Source organism: Lysobacter sp. FW306-1B-D06B (genome assembly GCF_038446665.1).
Classification (GTDB): Bacteria; Pseudomonadota; Gammaproteobacteria; order Xanthomonadales; family Xanthomonadaceae; genus Lysobacter_J.
The window spans coordinates 3,834,258-3,851,400 of record NZ_CP151802.1 but is presented as its reverse complement, the minus strand read 5'-3'; the positions used below and the strand labels follow the sequence as shown (position 1 = coordinate 3,851,400).

14 protein-coding genes are annotated in these 17,143 nt (G+C 68.9%); 7 read left to right on the top strand and 7 right to left on the bottom strand.

What is annotated here, in order from left to right; all coding sequences use genetic code 11:
- Positions 1-19 precede the first annotated feature (19 nt).
- Positions 20-2,242, top strand: a complete 2,223-nt coding sequence (locus AAFF32_RS17855; RefSeq protein ID WP_342315916.1) for a DUF5916 domain-containing protein — start codon at positions 20-22, stop codon at positions 2,240-2,242.
- On the opposite strand, the gene AAFF32_RS17850 is transcribed toward AAFF32_RS17855, so the two are convergent.
- From AAFF32_RS17850 to fusA, 6 genes are all read right to left on the bottom strand, one after another.
- On the bottom strand, positions 2,148-2,957 hold the full coding sequence (locus AAFF32_RS17850; protein WP_342315915.1) for a putative toxin-antitoxin system toxin component, PIN family: 810 nt from the start codon (positions 2,955-2,957) through the stop codon (positions 2,148-2,150). The two genes, AAFF32_RS17855 and AAFF32_RS17850, sit on opposite strands and share 95 nt — an antisense overlap.
- Before the next feature lies 1 nt (position 2,958).
- Positions 2,959-3,639 (bottom strand): hypothetical protein, encoded by a 681-nt coding sequence (locus AAFF32_RS17845; RefSeq protein ID WP_342315914.1) that lies wholly within the window; start codon positions 3,637-3,639, stop codon positions 2,959-2,961.
- 2 nt (positions 3,640-3,641) lie between these two features.
- Positions 3,642-4,202 carry a DUF1439 domain-containing protein gene (locus AAFF32_RS17840; RefSeq protein WP_216963281.1) on the bottom strand — a complete coding sequence of 187 codons (561 nt, stop codon included), beginning with the start codon at positions 4,200-4,202 and terminating at the stop codon, positions 3,642-3,644.
- A 122-nt stretch (positions 4,203-4,324) separates the two neighbouring features.
- Positions 4,325-4,963 (bottom strand): LysE family translocator, encoded by a 639-nt coding sequence (locus tag AAFF32_RS17835; RefSeq protein ID WP_216963278.1) that lies wholly within the window; start codon positions 4,961-4,963, stop codon positions 4,325-4,327.
- Positions 4,964-5,064: 101 nt separating this feature from the next.
- Positions 5,065-6,306: a DUF2272 domain-containing protein gene (locus AAFF32_RS17830; RefSeq protein WP_342315913.1), complete on the bottom strand. Its 1,242-nt coding sequence runs from the start codon at positions 6,304-6,306 to the stop codon at positions 5,065-5,067.
- Between the two features lie 89 nt (positions 6,307-6,395).
- Positions 6,396-8,438, bottom strand: coding sequence for an elongation factor G (fusA, locus tag AAFF32_RS17825; protein ID WP_342315912.1), 2,043 nt, complete (start codon positions 8,436-8,438; stop codon positions 6,396-6,398).
- A 309-nt stretch (positions 8,439-8,747) separates the two neighbouring features.
- Between fusA and AAFF32_RS17820 the strand changes: the two genes are divergently transcribed.
- The 3 genes from AAFF32_RS17820 (at position 8,748) to AAFF32_RS17810 (ending at position 10,615) form a co-directional block, all read left to right on the top strand.
- Positions 8,748-9,179 carry an OsmC family peroxiredoxin gene (locus tag AAFF32_RS17820; RefSeq protein WP_342315911.1) on the top strand — a complete coding sequence of 144 codons (432 nt, stop codon included), beginning with the start codon at positions 8,748-8,750 and terminating at the stop codon, positions 9,177-9,179.
- 9 nt (positions 9,180-9,188) lie between these two features.
- The gene (locus AAFF32_RS17815) at positions 9,189-9,881 is read left to right on the top strand and encodes an alpha/beta fold hydrolase (RefSeq protein ID WP_342315910.1); all 693 of its coding nucleotides are present in this window, start codon (positions 9,189-9,191) and stop codon (positions 9,879-9,881) included.
- Positions 9,882-9,982: 101 nt separating this feature from the next.
- Positions 9,983-10,615, top strand: coding sequence for a glycine zipper 2TM domain-containing protein (locus tag AAFF32_RS17810; RefSeq protein WP_342315909.1), 633 nt, complete (start codon positions 9,983-9,985; stop codon positions 10,613-10,615).
- 6 nt (positions 10,616-10,621) lie between these two features.
- Here AAFF32_RS17810 and AAFF32_RS17805 read toward each other — a convergent pair whose 3' ends face one another.
- Positions 10,622-11,503, bottom strand: a complete 882-nt coding sequence (locus AAFF32_RS17805) for a PhzF family phenazine biosynthesis protein (protein ID WP_342315908.1) — start codon at positions 11,501-11,503, stop codon at positions 10,622-10,624.
- Positions 11,504-11,688: 185 nt separating this feature from the next.
- Between AAFF32_RS17805 and AAFF32_RS17800 the strand changes: the two genes are divergently transcribed.
- From AAFF32_RS17800 to murD, 3 genes are read left to right on the top strand one after another with little or no spacing between them, the layout of a single operon-like run.
- Positions 11,689-14,262: a bifunctional aspartate kinase/diaminopimelate decarboxylase gene (locus AAFF32_RS17800; protein WP_342315907.1), complete on the top strand. Its 2,574-nt coding sequence runs from the start codon at positions 11,689-11,691 to the stop codon at positions 14,260-14,262.
- Positions 14,259-15,620 (top strand): UDP-N-acetyl-alpha-D-muramoyl-L-alanyl-L-glutamate epimerase, encoded by a 1,362-nt coding sequence (gene murL, locus AAFF32_RS17795; protein ID WP_342315906.1) that lies wholly within the window; start codon positions 14,259-14,261, stop codon positions 15,618-15,620. The genes AAFF32_RS17800 and murL overlap by 4 nt, the downstream gene beginning before the upstream one ends.
- Positions 15,621-15,627: 7 nt before the next feature.
- Positions 15,628-17,040 carry a UDP-N-acetylmuramoyl-L-alanine--D-glutamate ligase gene (gene murD / locus AAFF32_RS17790; protein WP_342317308.1) on the top strand — a complete coding sequence of 471 codons (1,413 nt, stop codon included), beginning with the start codon at positions 15,628-15,630 and terminating at the stop codon, positions 17,038-17,040.
- Positions 17,041-17,143: the final 103 nt, after the last annotated feature.

Below are 17,143 nucleotides of genomic sequence, written 5' to 3'. Positions count from 1 at the left end.
CGCGACGACCCCCGACCGCATGCGCGCACCGCTGCTCCTGGCCCTGCTGGCCGCACTTTCCACGCCCACCTTCGCGGTGGAGATCGATGGCCGCATCGACCCCGCCGAATGGCAGGGCGCGCGCCACATCACCGACTTCCGCAAGGTCCAGCCGCTGTCGCTGGAACCGGCCTCGCTGCCCACCGAAGCCTGGATCCTCGCCACGCCCGAAGGCCTGGCGGTCGCGTACCGCGCGACACAGCCGCTGGAAACGCGCACGCGCCAACGCGTGCAGCGTGACTTCGAGGAGCAGGTGGACCGCGTCAACCTCGTCGTCGACTACGACGGCGACGGGCGCACCGGCTACAACTTCACCATCTCCTCCACCGACGGCATCGCCGACGCGGTGGTGACCAACGAAAACCAGTTCAACGACGACTGGGACGGCAACTGGCGCCATGCCGTGAGCGAGGACGACACCGGCTGGTCGGTGGAGATCCTGATTCCGTGGTACATCGCGCCGATGCGCGAAGGCCGCGACGGCAAGCGCACGGTGAAGGTCTACCTGGACCGCGTGATCGGCTCGACTGGCGAACGTTCCGCGTGGCCGGGCGCGAGCTTCGCACGGCCACGCTATCTGTCGGACTTCGCGCCGGTGGAAATGCCGCAGTACAGCCAGTCGTTGCTGGCGATCACGCCGTACGTCTCCGGCCTGTACGACAACGTCAACGGCTCCAGCGACTTCGACGGCGGCGCCGACCTGTTCTGGAAACCCAACGGCCAGTTCCAGCTGTCGGCGACGGTGAACCCCGATTTCGGCCAGGTCGAAAGCGACGACCTGGTCGTCAACTTCGACGCCACCGAAATCTTCATCAGCGACAAGCGCCCGTTCTTCACCGAGAACCAGGGCATCTTCGAGTTCACCACGCCCTCGGACTACAGCCAGCTGTTGTACACGCGACGCGTGGGCGGGCCCGCCGACGACGGCAACGGCGCCGGCGACATCACCGCGGCGGTGAAGCTCAACGGCAGCGTCGGCGCGACCAAGTACGGCATCTTCGCCGCCGACGAGGCCGATGAAGTGGGTCGCACGTTCGGCGCCGTGCGCGTGGTGCGCGACATGCCCAAGCAGAACCTGGGCGCGATGCTCACCTACGTCGATCGCCCGTTCCTGGATCGCACGGCCGCCGTGATGGGCGTGGACCACAACTGGCGGCCGACGGCGCGCGTGAGCGTGGAAACACGCCTGATCGGCAGCCAGATCGACGAGTTCGGCCGCACCACCGACGACACCGGCGCGACGATGTGGGTCAACTACGAGATGGACCACGGTTGGCGCCAGCAGTGGCTGGCGATGCATTTTGGCAATGAGCTGGAGATCAACGACTTCGGCTACCTGCAGCGCGCCAGCACCAATTACCTCAACTGGGAAGTGAAGCGCCGCTTCACCGATCTGCCGAAGGAGTCGCGCTACTCCGCCAAGGACTGGCGTTTCCGCATCAGCGGTACGGACAACGATCACGGCGACCGCCTGCAGCGGCAGCTGCGCATCAGCCGCGAAGGCAACGTGCGCGACGGCAGCTACGAGTACGCGCAGATCAACATCAACAGCTCCGGCATGGACGACCTGCTCACGCGCGGCAACGGCGTGGTGAACAAGCCGACGAACTTCAACACCTACTTCGAGTACGAGCGCCCGCGCAAGGGCGACTGGGGCTGGGAGATGGAGTCGGAGGTGTTCAGCGGCGGCCTGGCCGGCAACGACAAGGTCGGCTACAGCCTGCGCGTGCAGCCGACGTACTTCATCAGCGACGCCTTCAGCGTGTACCTGGGCGGCTTCTACGAACGCATTCCCAGCTGGCTGGTCTGGCAGGAAGACAACCTGATCGGCGAGTTCGACGAGAAGATGCTGCAGATCGACGCCGGCCTGGACTGGACGATCACCAACAAGCAGGAGCTGCGCGTGAAGCTGCAGGCGATCGGCCTGGACGCGGGGATCGAGCAGGCCTACCGGGTCGCACCGAGCGGCGCGGCGATCGCGTCGGACGATGTCGTCGAGGATTTCAGCGTGCGCAACCTGGGCTTCCAGGTGCGCTATCGCTACGAACTGGCGCCGCTGTCGTACCTGTACGTCGTCTACGGGCGCGGCGGTTACCAGCAGGATCCCTTCACGGAAAGCGCGAGCGACCTGGTGCGCGACAGCTTCGACCTGCGCGACGACGAGCAGCTGCTGGTGAAGTTGAGTTATCGCTTCGAGTTGTGATGGGGCGGGGTGTGGATAGCCTCGCATCGCGCAGTGTCCTGCATTGCGCGTGCAACGCCGTCATCCCGGCGAAGGCCGGGACCCAGGTCCTCGAAGGTTCCGACGCGATGCCGTCATCCCCGCGAAGGCGGGGATCCAACTTGCCGAAACGAAAGCCTGTGTCGAGCATGATGCCGCGCAGGCCTGGATAGTGCCGCCGTTCGGCGGCCCAAGAGCCCCAGCCTTCTGTCATGACAGCATGAGCGCGAGCGTATCCGTCAGCGACCCGCCCACGCTCCGACCCATTCCCGGGCGCAAGGATCTCGAACAACCCCTCGCGCCTTGTCCGCTTCGCCAGACGCAGCAGTTCGTCATCGCGCGACAGCAGCCAGCGCGCCGAGGCGGCGGCCGCCAGCTCGATGAATTTCTGATCGTCCGCGTCGCGGCATCGCGGCAGGGGTCGCGTAACCTGCACGACGCCAAACACGCTCGCCATCGCCGAGTCGTAGGCCGCGAGCCGGGACGCACGCGCCGCTTCGTCCAGCCGCAGCGCCGGGTACGACAGCACGCGTTCCCATTCTTCGCGACACGCCGCGCTGCTCACCGCGACGACATCGCCGGAGGAAAGCGCATCGCGCAGTACCGACACCGCGGGATCGCCGAACACGAACAGGTCCAGGCAGACATTCGTGTCGAGCACGATGCGCGGCGGCGCATCGCCGTGCGCGGTGTTCACGTCACTGGGCCACTTCGCGGATGTCGGCCGTGCCGATGCGCCAGGCTCGCTGGTCCGCGCTCGCGCCATCCACGACCGCGCGGCGCAGCGTGTACGCGCCGACGAAGCGCTGCTGGCGACCCTCCGCATGCGTGGCGGTCAGCGCGACCGGCACTTCGATGTAGCGCGAACCGGCGGCGGCATCCACCTGCCCGGGCGGCATGATTTCCACCGATACGCCCGTCGTGTCGGCGAATCCCGCGGCGAACTGCTCCAGCGTCTGTTTGCTGGCGCGGCCGCCGTCGGACCACAGCGCATGGGCCTGCGCGAAGTCGCGGCGGTTGATCGCGGCGTAGTAGTCGCGAATGACCGCGACGGCGTCCTGCGGCGTCGGCTCGGCGGTTGCGGGATCGATCACGGGCGCAGTGGGATCCACCGGTGTTTCCGTGCCCGTGACGGTGCCGTCGGCGGGCAGGATCGGATTGCCTTCGGCATCGAGCGCGACTGCATCGGCCGGTTGCGGCGGGCCGATCTGACCGGGGCCCGGCTGGTCGGGCATGCCGGTCACGCTGCCGCGCGCACCGGCCGGGGCGGGCAGGGCTTCGGCGTCACCGCCGGAACGCCCGGCGGCGCCGGGCTTGTCGCCGCCGCAGGCGGACAGCGCGAGCACGAACAGGAGAACGGCGTGGCGCAGCGCGGGCATCGTCATTGATCCAGATGGACGACCACGCCGCCGTTCTCGATGGCGGTCGTGCCGATGCGGCGCGAGCCCAGCCGGTCCAGCAGGCTGTTGTCGAAGCGGTAGACGGGTTCCTCGCGCGCGTAACCGGCCAGCCAGGAGTTGAGCAGGGCGCGCGCGCTGCCGTTCATGGCGCCGCCGAGCGTGGGCACGTCGACCTGCTCGATGCGCGGATCCTGCAGGTGCAGGCCGCGCGTGGTCGGGTCGTAGCGCAGCGCGCTGGTCAGGGCGAAATGGCCGGCCGGCTTGCTGCTGTCGCTGCCCAGCGCACCCAGGCCCAGGTCGAAATCCACGCGCAGGCGGTTCTGATCCTGCGGGATCGTCAGGCGCGGGTTCATCAGCGTCAGCGAGACGAGGCCGCCGAGCTTGTCGTAATGCTTGGGGAAGTTGCGGTCGAGCGAGTGCTGCAACTGCATCGGCGTGAAACGCACTTCATCGCCGAGCATGGCGCCCAGTGTCGAACAGGCGGCGAGCAGCAGGGTGAAGGCGGCAACGAAGGCGATCTGGAGATAGCGGCGCGGGTACATCTCGGGCTCCACGGGTTTGCCGGGACGATACCCGCGCCGCATGAACAACACCACACGACCCCACACGCATCGATGCTATCGCCGTCCCGTCCACGCCGGGTGACGAGCCGACCGGCGGTCGTTCACGCGCGTTGCTGCATCGCCAGGCGCAGACCCAGTCCGATGAAGAGGGTGCCGGTGACGCGCTGCGTCCAACGCCCGCCGCCGGCCATGCGTCGGCTGAAGCGCCCGGCGGCGAAACTCAGGATCACGTCGTTGCAGAAACCCACCACCGCGAGCAACGCGCCGAGCAGCAGGAACTGCAGCCACACCCAGCCGCGCTCGGGGTGGACGAACTGCGGCAGGAAGGCCAGGAAGAACAGCGCCACCTTCGGATTGAGCACGCCGGTCACCACCGAACGCAGGTAGACACTGCGGCCGGAGACGCGCGGCTTCGCGCCTTCGGCTTCGGCCTGCGGGCCGGCGGTCTCGCCGTTGCGCCAGGCCTTGATGCCGAGCCAGATCAGGTAGGCGGCGCCGAGGTACTTCACGAATTCGAAGGCCACGGCCGAGGTCGCCAGCAGGGCCGACAGGCCCAGGCCCGCAGCAACCGCATGCAGCAGCGTCGCCGTTTCCAGTCCAAGGCCGGCCTGCAGTCCGCGCCGCGTCCCGCCGGCCAGGCTCTGCCCGACGATCCACGCCGTGCCCGGGCCGGGCAGGATCACCAGCACCACGGCGGCGGCCAGGTAGGTCAGCAGCGTTTGCAGGTCGAACAGGGCCATGGCGGGCGTGGACGGTGATCGGAGTACGACAGACTATGCGCGCGGCATCGCTTCACGCGACGCGCCTGCACGCGATGGAGCGTTCCATCGCGTTGGCGCCCTCACGGCGACGCGGCATCGGTCTTGGCCCGCACGTCGCGCGCCTGCACCGGCACGGGCGGGGGCGCGCGGCGGCCGGCGGCGTAACGGGCGTAATCGCGATAGAGCATCTGCACCGTCGGCGTGCCGTCCAGGTCGTGCGCCAGCTTGCCGCCGGCGCGCGGTTTGAGCACCGCGAACCAGCGGTGCGCGCCGATGATGTCCTGGTCGGTGAGCGGACGGCCCTTCGTGTCGGTGGCGATCACCGACAGCGTGACCGAGTGGTTGACGTTGCCGCCGATCGCATAGAGCCGGTTGCGCTTGGCGTCGGTCTTCACCACCAGGTCGCAATGCAGCGCGGTGGACGGACTGTTTCCGGAACGGATGTCGGCGATGGAGGCGAAGGAACTCTCGCCGCGCGCGGTGCACAGCAGGTCGCCCGCCTCCGGTGTTGCTTCCTTGAGATCGTAGGCGACGAACAGGTGGCCGGGATCCTGCCCGTCGCGCGCGCGAACCGCCGCGCGCACGTAGTCGATGTGGCCGCCGCTGCGACGGAACTGGTCGGTCGTCAGTCCCGCTTCGCAGGCCAGCCACGATATGAACGCCGCCGACCACGGCATCGCCCAGCCCGCTTCGTGCCAGCCGTAGTTGACGATGCTCTGCACGCGCATCGCTTCCTCGTTGCCGGTGGCGGCCCAGTACCCGGCGATCGCGGCCTCGACCGCAAGGTCGTCCTCCATCAGGCCCAGTCGCGGCGCCTGGCGCAGCACGCGGTCGCCGATGGACGCGTTGCGTTGCGGCGAGATGATCTCGACCACGCCGGATGGCTGCGGCACGCGCGGCACGATCGCCGCCGGCTCCACCGCCATGTCCAGCACGGGCAGGCCGAAGTAGGCCCATTCGGCGGCGGCCAGGTCGATCATGCGCGTGCGGAAATCGCCGCCGGTGGTGATCGACGGACATGAGGTCATCGCGATGCGATAGCCCGCCGCGCGTACGGGCGTGAAGCCGTCGCCGCTGCGTCGGTACAGCGGTTCGAGAGTGTTGGGCCCGGTGCGCACCATCATCGGCGGCGCTTCGTCGGCATATGCGTAGATCACGCGCCGAGCGGGGTCGGGAAATCCCGCAGGGCGGGGGAAGGCCGGGATCGAGCGGGTGGCGCTCGCGGCGGTCTGCGTCCATGCCGGGGCGGCGGCGAACAGGCCCAGGCTCATGCCAAGGCCAACGACGAGCACGGTCTGCAGCACGCTTCGTGACGGTCGCATCGGCGCGTTCCCGGGGGCGGAGCGCACAGAGTGGCCACAACCGCGTGAAGCCGGCATCGCGTTGTCGGCGGTGCCGGCGTCGAACGCGCTCAGTCCTCGTCGTGCCGCGGCTTGTAGGCCTCCACGAGCTTTTGCTGCACGTTGGCCGGAACGGGCTCGTAGTGGCTGAAATCCAGCGAATACCGGCCGCGTCCGGCGGTCACCGATTTGAGTTCGGCCGCGTAGCCTTCCAGCTCCGACAGCGGGACATGCGCCTTCACCACGATCTCGCTTCCGCGCACGCTGTCGGTGCCGCTGATGCGCGCGCGCTTGCTGGCCAGCCCGCCGCTGACGTCGCCCATGTGCTGCTCCGGCGCGCTGACTTCCAGCTCGACGATCGGCTCCAGCACCTGCGGCCGCGCCTTGCCGATCGCATCGAGGAACGCCTTCTTGCCCGCCGCGACGAACGCCACTTCCTTGCTGTCCACCGGATGATGCTTGCCGTCGTAGACGACCACGCGCACGTCCTGGATCGGATAGCCGGCCACCGCGCCGCTGCGCAGCACCTGGCGCACGCCTTTCTCCACCGCCGGCATGAACTGGCCGGGGATGGTGCCGCCCTTCACTTCGTCGACGAACTCGAAGCCGCCGCCGCGCGGCAGCGGTTCGATGCGCAGGAACACCTCGCCGAACTGGCCCGCACCGCCGGTCTGCTTCTTGTGGCGATGATGGCCCTCGGCCTTGCCGCTGACGGTTTCGCGGTAGGCGATGCGCGGCGGGCGCGAGGTGACTTCCACGCCGTAGCGGTCCTTCAACCGTTCCAGGTTGATGCGCAGGTGCAGGTCGGACAGGCCGCGGATGACCGTTTCGTTCGTCTCGGCCTCGTGCTCGACGACGAAGCAGGGATCCTCTTCGCCGAGCTTGTGCAGCGCGGTGGCGAGCTTCTGCTCCTGGCCCTTGCTCGCCGCTTCCACGGCCAGTCCGAACATCGGCTTGGGAAAGTCCAGCGGCGCCAGGCGGATCTGGTCTTCGTCGTGGCTGTCGTGCAGCACGGCGTCGAAATGCAGCTCCTCCACCTTCACCACGGCGGCGATGTCGCCGGGAATCGCCTGCTCGATCTCGATGTGATCCTTGCCGCGCAGCTTGAACAGATGGCCGACCTTGAACGGCTTCTTGCCGTCGTCCACGAACAGCTGCGTGTCCTTCTTCACCAGCCCCTGGTAGATGCGGAAGATGCCGAGCTTGCCGACGAAGGGGTCGTTGACCACCTTGAACACATCGGCCAGCACGTGCGCCTTCGCGTCCGGCACGGCTTCGATGCGTGCGCGCTCCGGGCCTTTCTCGAACGGCGGCGCGTTGGCCTCGGCCGGATTGGGGAACCAGCGTTCGGCCACGTCGAGCAGCTCCTTCACGCCCGCGCCCGTGCGCGCCGAGCAGAACAGCACCGGGACGAGGTGGCCCTCGCGCAGGCATTGCTCGAAGGCGTCGTGCAGTTCCTCACCGGACAGGCCGTCTTCGCCGACGTCGAGGTAGTGCTCCATCACCGTTTCGTTGATCTCGACGATCTGGTCGATGATCTTCTGGTGCCAGTCGGCGACCGGACCGAAGTCGCTGTCGCCCTGCGGGTTGATCAGGCAGTCGACCACGCGTTTGCCGCCATCGGCGGGCAGGTTGAGCGGGAGGCATTCGGGGCCGAAGGTCTCGCGCAGATCGGCCAGGACGCCGTCCAGCGCGACGCCTTCGTGGTCGATCTTGTTGACGACGATGACGCGGCACAGATTGCGCCCCTTGGCGTATTCCATCATCCGGCGCGTGCCGTACTCCACGCCGCTGGCGGCGTCGACGACGATCGCCACCGTCTCCACCGCGCCCAGCGCCGACAATGCCGGCCCGCGGAAATCCGGGTAGCCGGGGGTGTCGATCAGGTTCACGTGGATGCCTGCATGGTCGATGCTGGCGATGGCGGCGTCGATGGAGTGGCCGCGCTGTTTCTCGATCGGGTCGAAGTCGGAGACGGTGCTGCCGCGTTCGATGGTGCCTGCCGTCTGGAGTGCGCCGCCGGCCTGCAGCAGGGCTTCGAAAAGCGTGGTTTTGCCGGCGCCGGGGTGGCCTGCCAGGACCACGTTGCGGATGGATTGTGTGCTGTAGGACATGAGCGGACTTCTCCCTGAATTCCTTAGGGTGGGAAGGCCGTCATGGCTGTCCGCGCTTCGCGCCGAAGCGGCGGCGCTCGGCGGGCGGTCATGGCGGGTGCCGGCGGGGGCCGGGAGCGAAAGCCTCGCGCAAGGGGCTGGGGTGGTCAAGCGCGCAAGGGCGCGAAGTGCGGATCGCTGCGGTTTTTTCCTCCGGCATGTGAAGACGCGCGTGAAGGCGGGGCCGGGCGAACCTCGCACGAATCGCCATGCGCGCCTAACGGACGCCACGCTAGGCTGGCCGTCCTTCACCCCACGATGGAGAGCGTCATGGCGTTCAAGCGCATTGCCGATGCGGTCTGGCACGGCGACCTGCAAGGCGGAAAGGGCAGCATGAGCACGCCGCAGAGCGGGCTGTTCGCGGACCAGAACTACTCCTTCAAGACCCGATTCGGCGATGAGAAGGGCACCAATCCCGAGGAACTGCTGGCCGCCGCGCACGCAGGGTGCTTCTCGATGGCGCTGTCGGCGGTGATGACCAAGGCCGGCGTCACGCCGGACACCATCCAGACCCGTGCCGAAGTGACGATGGAGCCGGGCGCGGACCCCGGGCCGACGATCACCGGCGTCAACCTGGTCGTCTCCGCCAAGGCGCCCATCGACGAGGCGCAGTTCAAGCAGTTCATCGACGCGGCCAAGGCCGGTTGCGTGATCTCGCGCGCGCTGTCGGTGCCGGTGACGGTGCAGGCCACGCTGGGCTGACCGGAACGGATGGCAGCCGGGCGGGGGATCGGCCGCGCCGTGCTGGTGCATGGCGCGGGCGGTGGCGGTTGGGAATGGAACGTGTGGCGGCGCGTGCTCGCCGCCCGGGGGCTGCGCGCGGACGCGCCGGACCTGCAACCGGCGGCAGAAGGCCTGGAGGCCACCGGCTTCGACGACTACGCCGCCCAGGTCCGCGTCGCGCTGGAGGCCATGCCGCGCCCGCGCGCGCTGGTGGGCGCCAGCCTCGGCGGCCTTCTGGCCATGGCCTGCGCCGACGCGGCCGATGCGCTGGTGCTGGTGAATCCCCTGCCACCGGCGCCGTGGGCCGACGATCTCCCTGCGCGCGATTGGCCCGACCGCGTGCCCTGGGGCCGCGACGCCCGCTTGGCATCGACCCGCCGCGCGCTGCCCGATTCCGACGACGCGACGGCGTTGTTCGCCTTCCGCCGCTGGCGCGACGAATCCGGCGCCGTGCTGCGGCAGGCCCACGGCGGTCTGGTCATGGACGCGCCGCTCTGCCGCACGCTGTGCATCGCCTCGGCGCAGGACGAGGACGTTCCGCCCGAAGTCAGCGCCGAGCTGGCCCGTGCCTGGGGCGCGGACCTCCTGCGCGTGGCATCGCCCGGGCATGTCGGGCCGTTGCTCGGGCGTGACGCCGCAAGCGTCGCGGCGCAGGTGGCCGACTGGCTCGCGGCGCCGTGAACCCCGCGCGCGGCGCGCGAATCTGAACGCCAGGATTCAGCGTGCATTGCCCGCGCCGGCCGGACGATGCGCGCATGCCATCCCGGCCCCGGAGCCACCCCATGAACCGCCTGATCGCCATCCCCGTCGCGCTGGCCGCCGCCATCGCATGCGGTTCGGCGTACGCCCAGTCCTACCCGCGCTACGGCTCCACCAGCAGCAGCGACTACGCGCGTGTGGTCCGCGTCGATCCGGTGTTCGATTCCTACTCCAGCGCCGCTCCCGAGCCGCCGCAACGCTGCTACGAACGCCCGACCTATGTCGGCAGCGATCCGTACCGCGAAGACGGCTACTACGATCCCTACGGCGGCTACCGTCGCCCCACCGGCGGCAGCGAGACCGGCCGCACCGCCTCCACGATCGTCGGCACCATCGTCGGCGCAGCGGTCGGAAGCCAGGTCGGCGGCGGAAGTGCGCGCTATGCGACCTCGGCGATCGGCTCGATGGTGGGCGGCATGGCCGGCCGCCAGATCTACGACGAGAGCCAGCGTCAACGCACCGGCATGGTGCGCGTGTGCGATCCGGTGTACGAGGGCGACGGCTACTACTCGCGCGAAGACGGCACGCGCGACGGCCGCGGCGACGTGCGCGCCTATGACGTCACGTACGAATACGCAGGCCGCACCTACACCACGCGCACGAACTACGACCCGGGCGACCGGATCCGTGTGCGGGTGGACGTCACGCCGGAGTAAGCGGGCTCACGCCCAGTCGATCGTCCCGCGCACCACGTTGCAGACCTGCCCGCCGGACCACACCTCGCCGTCCTCGTCCACGCGCAGTTGCAGGCGCGCATCGAAGCCCACCTCGCGGCCCTGGCTCACGGTGTAGCGCCCGTCACGCCCGGGCAGGGCGTCGTTGTGCTTGAGCCACGCGGCGAGCGTGGCGTTGGCCGCGCCCGAAGCCGCGTCCTCGAACCGCGCCGGCGCGCCTACGAAGGCGCGCACGACCAGGTCGTAGCCGTTGCCCGCATCCGCGCGCGCGAACGCGCACAGGCCCATCGTCTCGGTGGATTCGGCCAGCTGCGCAATGGCGTCCCAGTCCGGCGTCGCGCCGCGCAGCGCGGCTTCGCTTGCGACTTCGGCCAGCCACCAGCGTCGTCCGCCGTCCATCAGCGCCGACGGCAAGGCGCCCGGGGCCAGCCCGGCGAGCGCCGCGGCCAGACGGGCATCGCCGGCCTCGGCTATCTCCACCACCCGCGCGCGCGGAGTGCGTACCGAGATCGTGCGCGCCGAACCCTCGCCTTCGACCGCCAATGGCAGCAGGCCGACCGCACCTTCCTGCACCACGTGGCCTTCCACGGCCTGGGCCAGTCCGGCCTCGAGCACCACGTGGGCGGTGCCCACGCTCGGATGCCCGGCGAAAGGCACCTCGCGGCGCGGGCTGAACATGCGCACGCGGTAGGCCGCGCCGGGCTGCGTGGGCGGGAAAACGAACGTGGTTTCAGGCAGTCGCGTCCAGCGGGCGACGGCCTGCATGCGGGCGTCGTCCAGGCCGTTGGCGTCCAGCACGACGGCCAGCGGGTTGCCGGCGCCGGGCCGGTCGGCGAACACGTCGAGTTGCAGATAGCGGCGAAGCGTCATTCGGCGGGGGTCCGAGCGGATTATTCGACTAAACTTGCGGAGTTTACGGCCGCGTTACTCGCCAGTGCCGGCGAGGGGCGCCATTCTAGGTCCTGCGCGCGCCGCGCGTGGGCATGGTTTCGGCCGTAACGACCGAACCATTCTTCATCTCCAACCAACCCATCATCATCACGAGGACATTTGCGGTGGCGGAAGCGAATCGCTGGGTAGTACTCAAGTTCGGCGGCACATCGGTGTCTCGCCGGAACCGCTGGGACACCATCGGACGCCTCGCCGGAAAACGCATGTCCGAGGAAGGCGTGCGCGTGCTGGTGGTGGTGTCCGCACTGTCGGGTGTCACCAACGAGTTGCAGGCCATCGCCAATGGCGACGGCATCCAGTCGCGCATCGAGGCGCTGGTCGAGCGCCATCGCGCGTTCTGTGCCGAACTCGATCTGGATCCGGATGCCGTGCTTGGCGAGCGCCTGGCCGCGTTGCAGTCGCTGGCGACGGACGCGCGCGCAGCGACGCGTCCGCTCGACTGGCAGGCCGAAGTGCTGGCCCAGGGCGAGCTGCTCTCGTCCACGCTCGGCGCCGCCTACCTGCGCACGCAGGGTCACGACATGGGCTGGTGCGATGCGCGCAACTGGCTCGACGCGGTGTCGCTGCCCAACGCCAGCGCATGGGCGCAGCGATTGTCGGTGAACTGCCGCCTGGACGGCGACGGTTTCGGCGAGCGTTTCTCCACGCAAGCCTCGCCGATGCTGATCACGCAGGGCTTCATCTCGCGCCACGGCGACGGCGGCACGGCGATCCTGGGGCGTGGCGGTTCGGACACCTCGGCGGCGTACTTCGGTGCATTGCTGAAGGCGCAGCGCGTGGAGATCTGGACCGATGTCCCGGGCATGTTCAGCGCCAACCCGCGCGACGTGCCCGAGGCGCGCCTGCTCACACGCCTGCATTACGCCGAGGCGCAGGAAATCGCCACGACCGGCGCGAAGGTGCTGCATCCGCGCTCGATCGCGCCGTGCCGCGACGCGGGCGTGCCGATGGCCATCCTCGACACCGAACGCCCGGACCTGCCCGGCACGCGCATCGACGCGACCGCGGCCACCGTGCCCGGCGTCAAGGCCATCAGCCGCCGCAACGGCATCGTGCTGGTGTCGATGGAAAGCATCGGCATGTGGCAGCAGGTGGGCTTCCTGGCCGACGTGTTCGAACGCTTCAAGCGCCACGGCCTGTCGATCGACCTGATCGGTTCGTCGGAAACCAACGTCACCGTCTCGCTCGACCCGAGCGAGAACCTGGTGACCACGAACGTGCTGGAAGCGCTCAGCGCGGACCTCGCCGAGATCTGCCGGGTCAAGGTGATCGCGCCGTGCGCGGCCATCACGCTGGTCGGCCGCGGCATGCGTTCGCTGCTGCATCGCCTGAGCGACATCTGGGCGACGTTCGGCCGCGAGCGCGTGCACCTGATCTCGCAGTCGTCCAACGACCTCAACCTCACGTTCGTCATCGACGAGACCGACGCCGAAGGCCTGCTGCCGCACCTGCACGCCGAGCTGATCCGCTCGCGCGCGATGCCGGTGCGCGATGCGACGGTGTTCGGCCCGAGCTGGCGCGAGATCGCCTTCGGTGCGCCGCAGCGTGCGCCGGCATGGTGGCGTGGGCGTCGTGATGCGTTGCTGTCGCTCGCGCAGCAGGGCACGCCGCGCTATGTCTACGACCTGGCCACCGTGCGCGAACGCGCGCGTTCGCTCAGTGTCACCAGCGCGGTCGATCGCTGCTTCTACGCGATCAAGGCCAATCCGCATCCGGAGATCCTGCGCACGCTGGTCGGCGAAGGCTTCGGGCTGGAGTGCGTGTCGCAGGGCGAGTTCGAACACGTCTTCGCCACGCTGCCGCACATCACGCCCAGCCGCGTGCTGTTCACTCCGAGCTTCGCGCCGCGCCGAGAGTACGAAGCGGCGTTCGCGCGCGGGATCATCGTCACGCTCGACAACATCGAGGCCCTGCAGCGCTGGCCGGAGGTGTTCCGCAACCGCACGATCTGGCTGCGCATCGACCTGGGCCACGGCGACGGTCACCACGAGAAGGTGAAGACCGGCGGCGTGGCGGCCAAGTTCGGCCTGCCGATGACGCGCTTCGACGCGTTCGTCGAGGAAGCGCGCAAGCTCGGCGTGCGCATCAGCGGCCTGCACGCGCACCTGGGCAGCGGCATCGAAGATCCGCAGCACTGGCGCGGCGTGTATGCACACCTCGCGGGCCTGGCCGACGGCATCGGCACGATCGAGACCATCGACATCGGTGGCGGCCTGCCGATCCCGTACACGCCGGAAGCGCCGCAGTTCGATCTGCCGCTGTGGCGTGCGGGGCTGGAGGAGATCAAGGCGGCGTACCCGCGCTACGGGCTGGTGATCGAGCCGGGCCGATACCTGGTCGCCGAAAGCGGCGCGCTGCTGCTGTCGGTGACGCAGGTCGTGGAGAAGGACGGCGTGCGCCGCATCGGCTGCGATGCGGGCATGAACGCGCTGATGCGACCGGCGATGTACGAGGCCTACCACGGCATCTTCAACCTGTCCCGCGACGGCGATTCGGCCGTGTTCGACGTGGTCGGTCCGATCTGCGAGAGCAGCGACGTGATCGGTCGCGGCCGCGCGCTGCCCGCCGACACCTTCGAAGGCGACGTGATGCTGGTCGCCGACGCCGGCGCCTACGGCATGGCGATGGCCAACACCTACAACCTGCGGGCCCTGCCGGCAGAGGACGTCATTGAATGAGTGAGTGGAAATTCAACCGCGACGCCATCCGCGCGTTCCGTTTCGTGCGCTGCGATTTCGACGCCGCCACGGGCATCGCGCAACTGGTGTACGCCTTCGACGACGGCCCGGAGATGATCGAGACGATCACCGTGCCGGGCGCGCCGTTCAAGCTGGACGACGCACGCGCACAGGCCGCCGAACGCGCCCTGCGCCTGCTGCACTTGATCGCCGGCGTGAGCTACTACAAGGCGGCGGTGCCGACGGAAATCCGCATCGATTCTTACGCGATCGACGCCGACACCGCAGCGTTGATCGAACTGATCTACGTCAACGGGCTGGGTGAGTTCGCCTACCGCAACGGCCTGAACCTGCACGGGAAGATCAAGTTCCCGGTGACGCAGGAACAGGGCACGAAGGCGCCGACGCTGGGCCTGTCGCACCACGCGCTGGTTGCCATCGGCGGCGGCAAGGATTCGCTGGTGAGCATCGAAGCGCTGCGCGCGCTGGGCGTCGAACAGACCGTGACGTGGATCGGCGGCTCGCAGCTGATCCGCGCCTGCGCCGAACGCACCGGCCTGCCGACGCTCAATCTCGGCCGCGCGCTCGCGCCGCAGTTGTTCGACTACAACCGCGAAGGCGCGTGGAACGGCCACATCCCGGTCACCGTGCTCAACTCAGCGATCATGGTCTTCGCGGCCGTGCTGCTGGGCGTGGACCAGGTGGTGTTCTCCAACGAGCGTTCGGCCAGCTACGGCAGCCTCATCGAAGGCACGGGCGAGGTGAACCACCAGTGGTCCAAGGGCTGGGCCTGCGAACAGGCGTTCGGCGAGTATGTGCAGCGCGAGGTCGCGGCGGACCTTCATTACTACTCGCTGCTGCGTCCGCTCAGCGAGCTGGCCGTGGCGCGGCAGTTCGCGAAGACCGATCGCTACGACGCGCATTTCAGCAGCTGCAACCGCAACTTCCACATCCTCGGCGAACGCCCGGCCAGCCGCTGGTGCGGCGTGTGCCCGAAGTGCCACTTCGTGTTCCTGGCGCTGGCGCCGTTCATGCCCAAGCCGCGTCTGATGGGCATCTTCGGGCGCAACCTGCTGGACGATACGGCGCAGATCGACGGTTTCGATGCGCTGCTGGAGTACCAGAACCACAAGCCGTTCGAATGCGTGGGCGAAGGCCGCGAGTCGCGCGCCGCGATGGCCGCGCTGGCCGAGCGGCCGGAGTGGCGTGAGGACGCGCTGGTCGACCGTTTCGCGCGCGAGATCCGACCGCAGCTCGTCGCCGATGAATTGCGCGTCGAACCGCTGCTGGTGATCGACGACGAGCACCGCATTCCGGCCGCGCTGTGGGATCGCCTGCGTGCGCAGTTCGCCGCCTGATCATTCGCTGACCCGCATCGCGCAGCTCGATGGCCGCAAGGTCGCGCTGTGGGGCTGGGGTCGCGAAGGTCGCGCGGCGTACCGCGCGATCCGCGCGCGCCTGCCGGCATTGCCACTGACGCTGTTCTGCTCGGCGCAGGAAGCGGAGGAAGTCGCCGCGCTGGGCGACGCGAACCTCGTCGCCGATACCGACGCCAGCGCCGCGCGGCTGTCGGCGTTCGACGTAGTGGTGAAGTCGCCCGGCATCAGCCCGTATCGGCCCGAAGCGGTGGAAGCCACCGCGTCGGGCACGCGCTTCATCGGCGGCACCGCACTGTGGTTCGCCGAACACGCGGGCGACGACAACGTCGTCGCGAACGCCATCTGTGTGACGGGCACCAAGGGTAAGAGCACGACGACGGCGCTGCTGGCGCACTTGCTGCGTGCCGGCGGACATGTCACCGCGCTGGCCGGAAACATCGGCCTGCCGCTGCTGGAAGTGCTGCAACCGCAGGTCACGCCGGAGTTCTGGGCGATCGAACTGTCGAGCTACCAGACCGGTGACGTCGCAGCGAGCGGCGCGCGCCCACAGGTCGCCGTTGCGCTCAATATTTTTCCCGAACATCTGGACTGGCACGGTTCGCACGAGCGCTACATCGAAGACAAACTTCGCCTGCTGACGCAAGCGCGGCCGCGCATCGCGGTGCTCAACGCCAACGATGCGAGGCTGGTCGGCATGGCCGCCTCGCTTCGCGGCGTGGAGGTGCGCTGGTTCGGCAATGACGAAGGTTGGCATCTGCGCGGCGACGATCTGTATCGCGGCAATACTTTCGTGATGGACACGCGCGCGCTGCCACTGCCGGGCCGCCACAATCGCGGCAACCTATGCGCGGTGCTGACTTCGATCGAGGCGCTGGGCCTGGACGCGACTGCGCTCGTACCGCACGCGGCAAGTTTCCGGCCGCTGCCGAACCGGCTGCAGACCGTCGGTACGCGCGATGGCATCACCTACGTCAACGACTCCATCAGCACCACGCCGCACGCGAGCCTCGCGGCGCTGGACTGCTTCGGGGAGCGCCGCGTGGCGATTCTCGTCGGCGGGCACGATCGCGGCCTCCCCTGGGAGGATTTCGCCGAGGCGATGCGCACGCACGCGCCGGTGGCCATCATCACGATGGGCCAGAACGGACCGCGCATCCATGCGCTGCTCGAACCGGTCGCGGCGCAAGCGGGTTTCGTGCTCGGCGCAGCGGGTGATCTGAGCGATGCGATGGCGCAGGCGAAAGCGGCTCTCGGCAACGAAGGCGTGGTCCTGCTGTCGCCAGGCGCGCCAAGTTTCGGTGCGTACAAGGACTACGTCGCGCGCGGCCGGCATTTCGCCGAACTGGCGGGCTTCGATCCGGACGCGATCAGCGCCATTCCGGGGCTCGGCATCGCCTGAGCGGTCCGCGTCGATCGCCGATAGCAGTGACCCCAACTCTATAAGTCGTCAGAAGCCCCCTGCCGACGCTTCTGGTGTCCGGGAAAGTCCTGGGCGCTAGCCG

Bases quoted from the DNA above. Each gene is read 5' to 3' on its own strand.
- AAFF32_RS17855 (WP_342315916.1), top strand. From the start codon at position 20: ATGCGCGCACCGCTGCTCCTGGCCCTGCTGGCCGCACTTTCCACGCCC.
- AAFF32_RS17845 (WP_342315914.1), bottom strand. From the start codon at position 3,639: ATGCCCGCGCTGCGCCACGCCGTTCTCCTGTTCGTGCTCGCGCTGTCC.
- AAFF32_RS17840 (WP_216963281.1), bottom strand. From the start codon at position 4,202: ATGTACCCGCGCCGCTATCTCCAGATCGCCTTCGTTGCCGCCTTCACC.
- AAFF32_RS17835 (WP_216963278.1), bottom strand. From the start codon at position 4,963: ATGGCCCTGTTCGACCTGCAAACGCTGCTGACCTACCTGGCCGCCGCC.
- AAFF32_RS17830 (WP_342315913.1), bottom strand. From the start codon at position 6,306: ATGCGACCGTCACGAAGCGTGCTGCAGACCGTGCTCGTCGTTGGCCTT.
- fusA (WP_342315912.1), bottom strand. From the start codon at position 8,438: ATGTCCTACAGCACACAATCCATCCGCAACGTGGTCCTGGCAGGCCAC.
- AAFF32_RS17820 (WP_342315911.1), top strand. From the start codon at position 8,748: ATGGCGTTCAAGCGCATTGCCGATGCGGTCTGGCACGGCGACCTGCAA.
- AAFF32_RS17815 (WP_342315910.1), top strand. From the start codon at position 9,189: ATGGCAGCCGGGCGGGGGATCGGCCGCGCCGTGCTGGTGCATGGCGCG.
- AAFF32_RS17810 (WP_342315909.1), top strand. From the start codon at position 9,983: ATGAACCGCCTGATCGCCATCCCCGTCGCGCTGGCCGCCGCCATCGCA.
- AAFF32_RS17805 (WP_342315908.1), bottom strand. From the start codon at position 11,503: ATGACGCTTCGCCGCTATCTGCAACTCGACGTGTTCGCCGACCGGCCC.
- murL (WP_342315906.1), top strand. From the start codon at position 14,259: ATGAGTGAGTGGAAATTCAACCGCGACGCCATCCGCGCGTTCCGTTTC.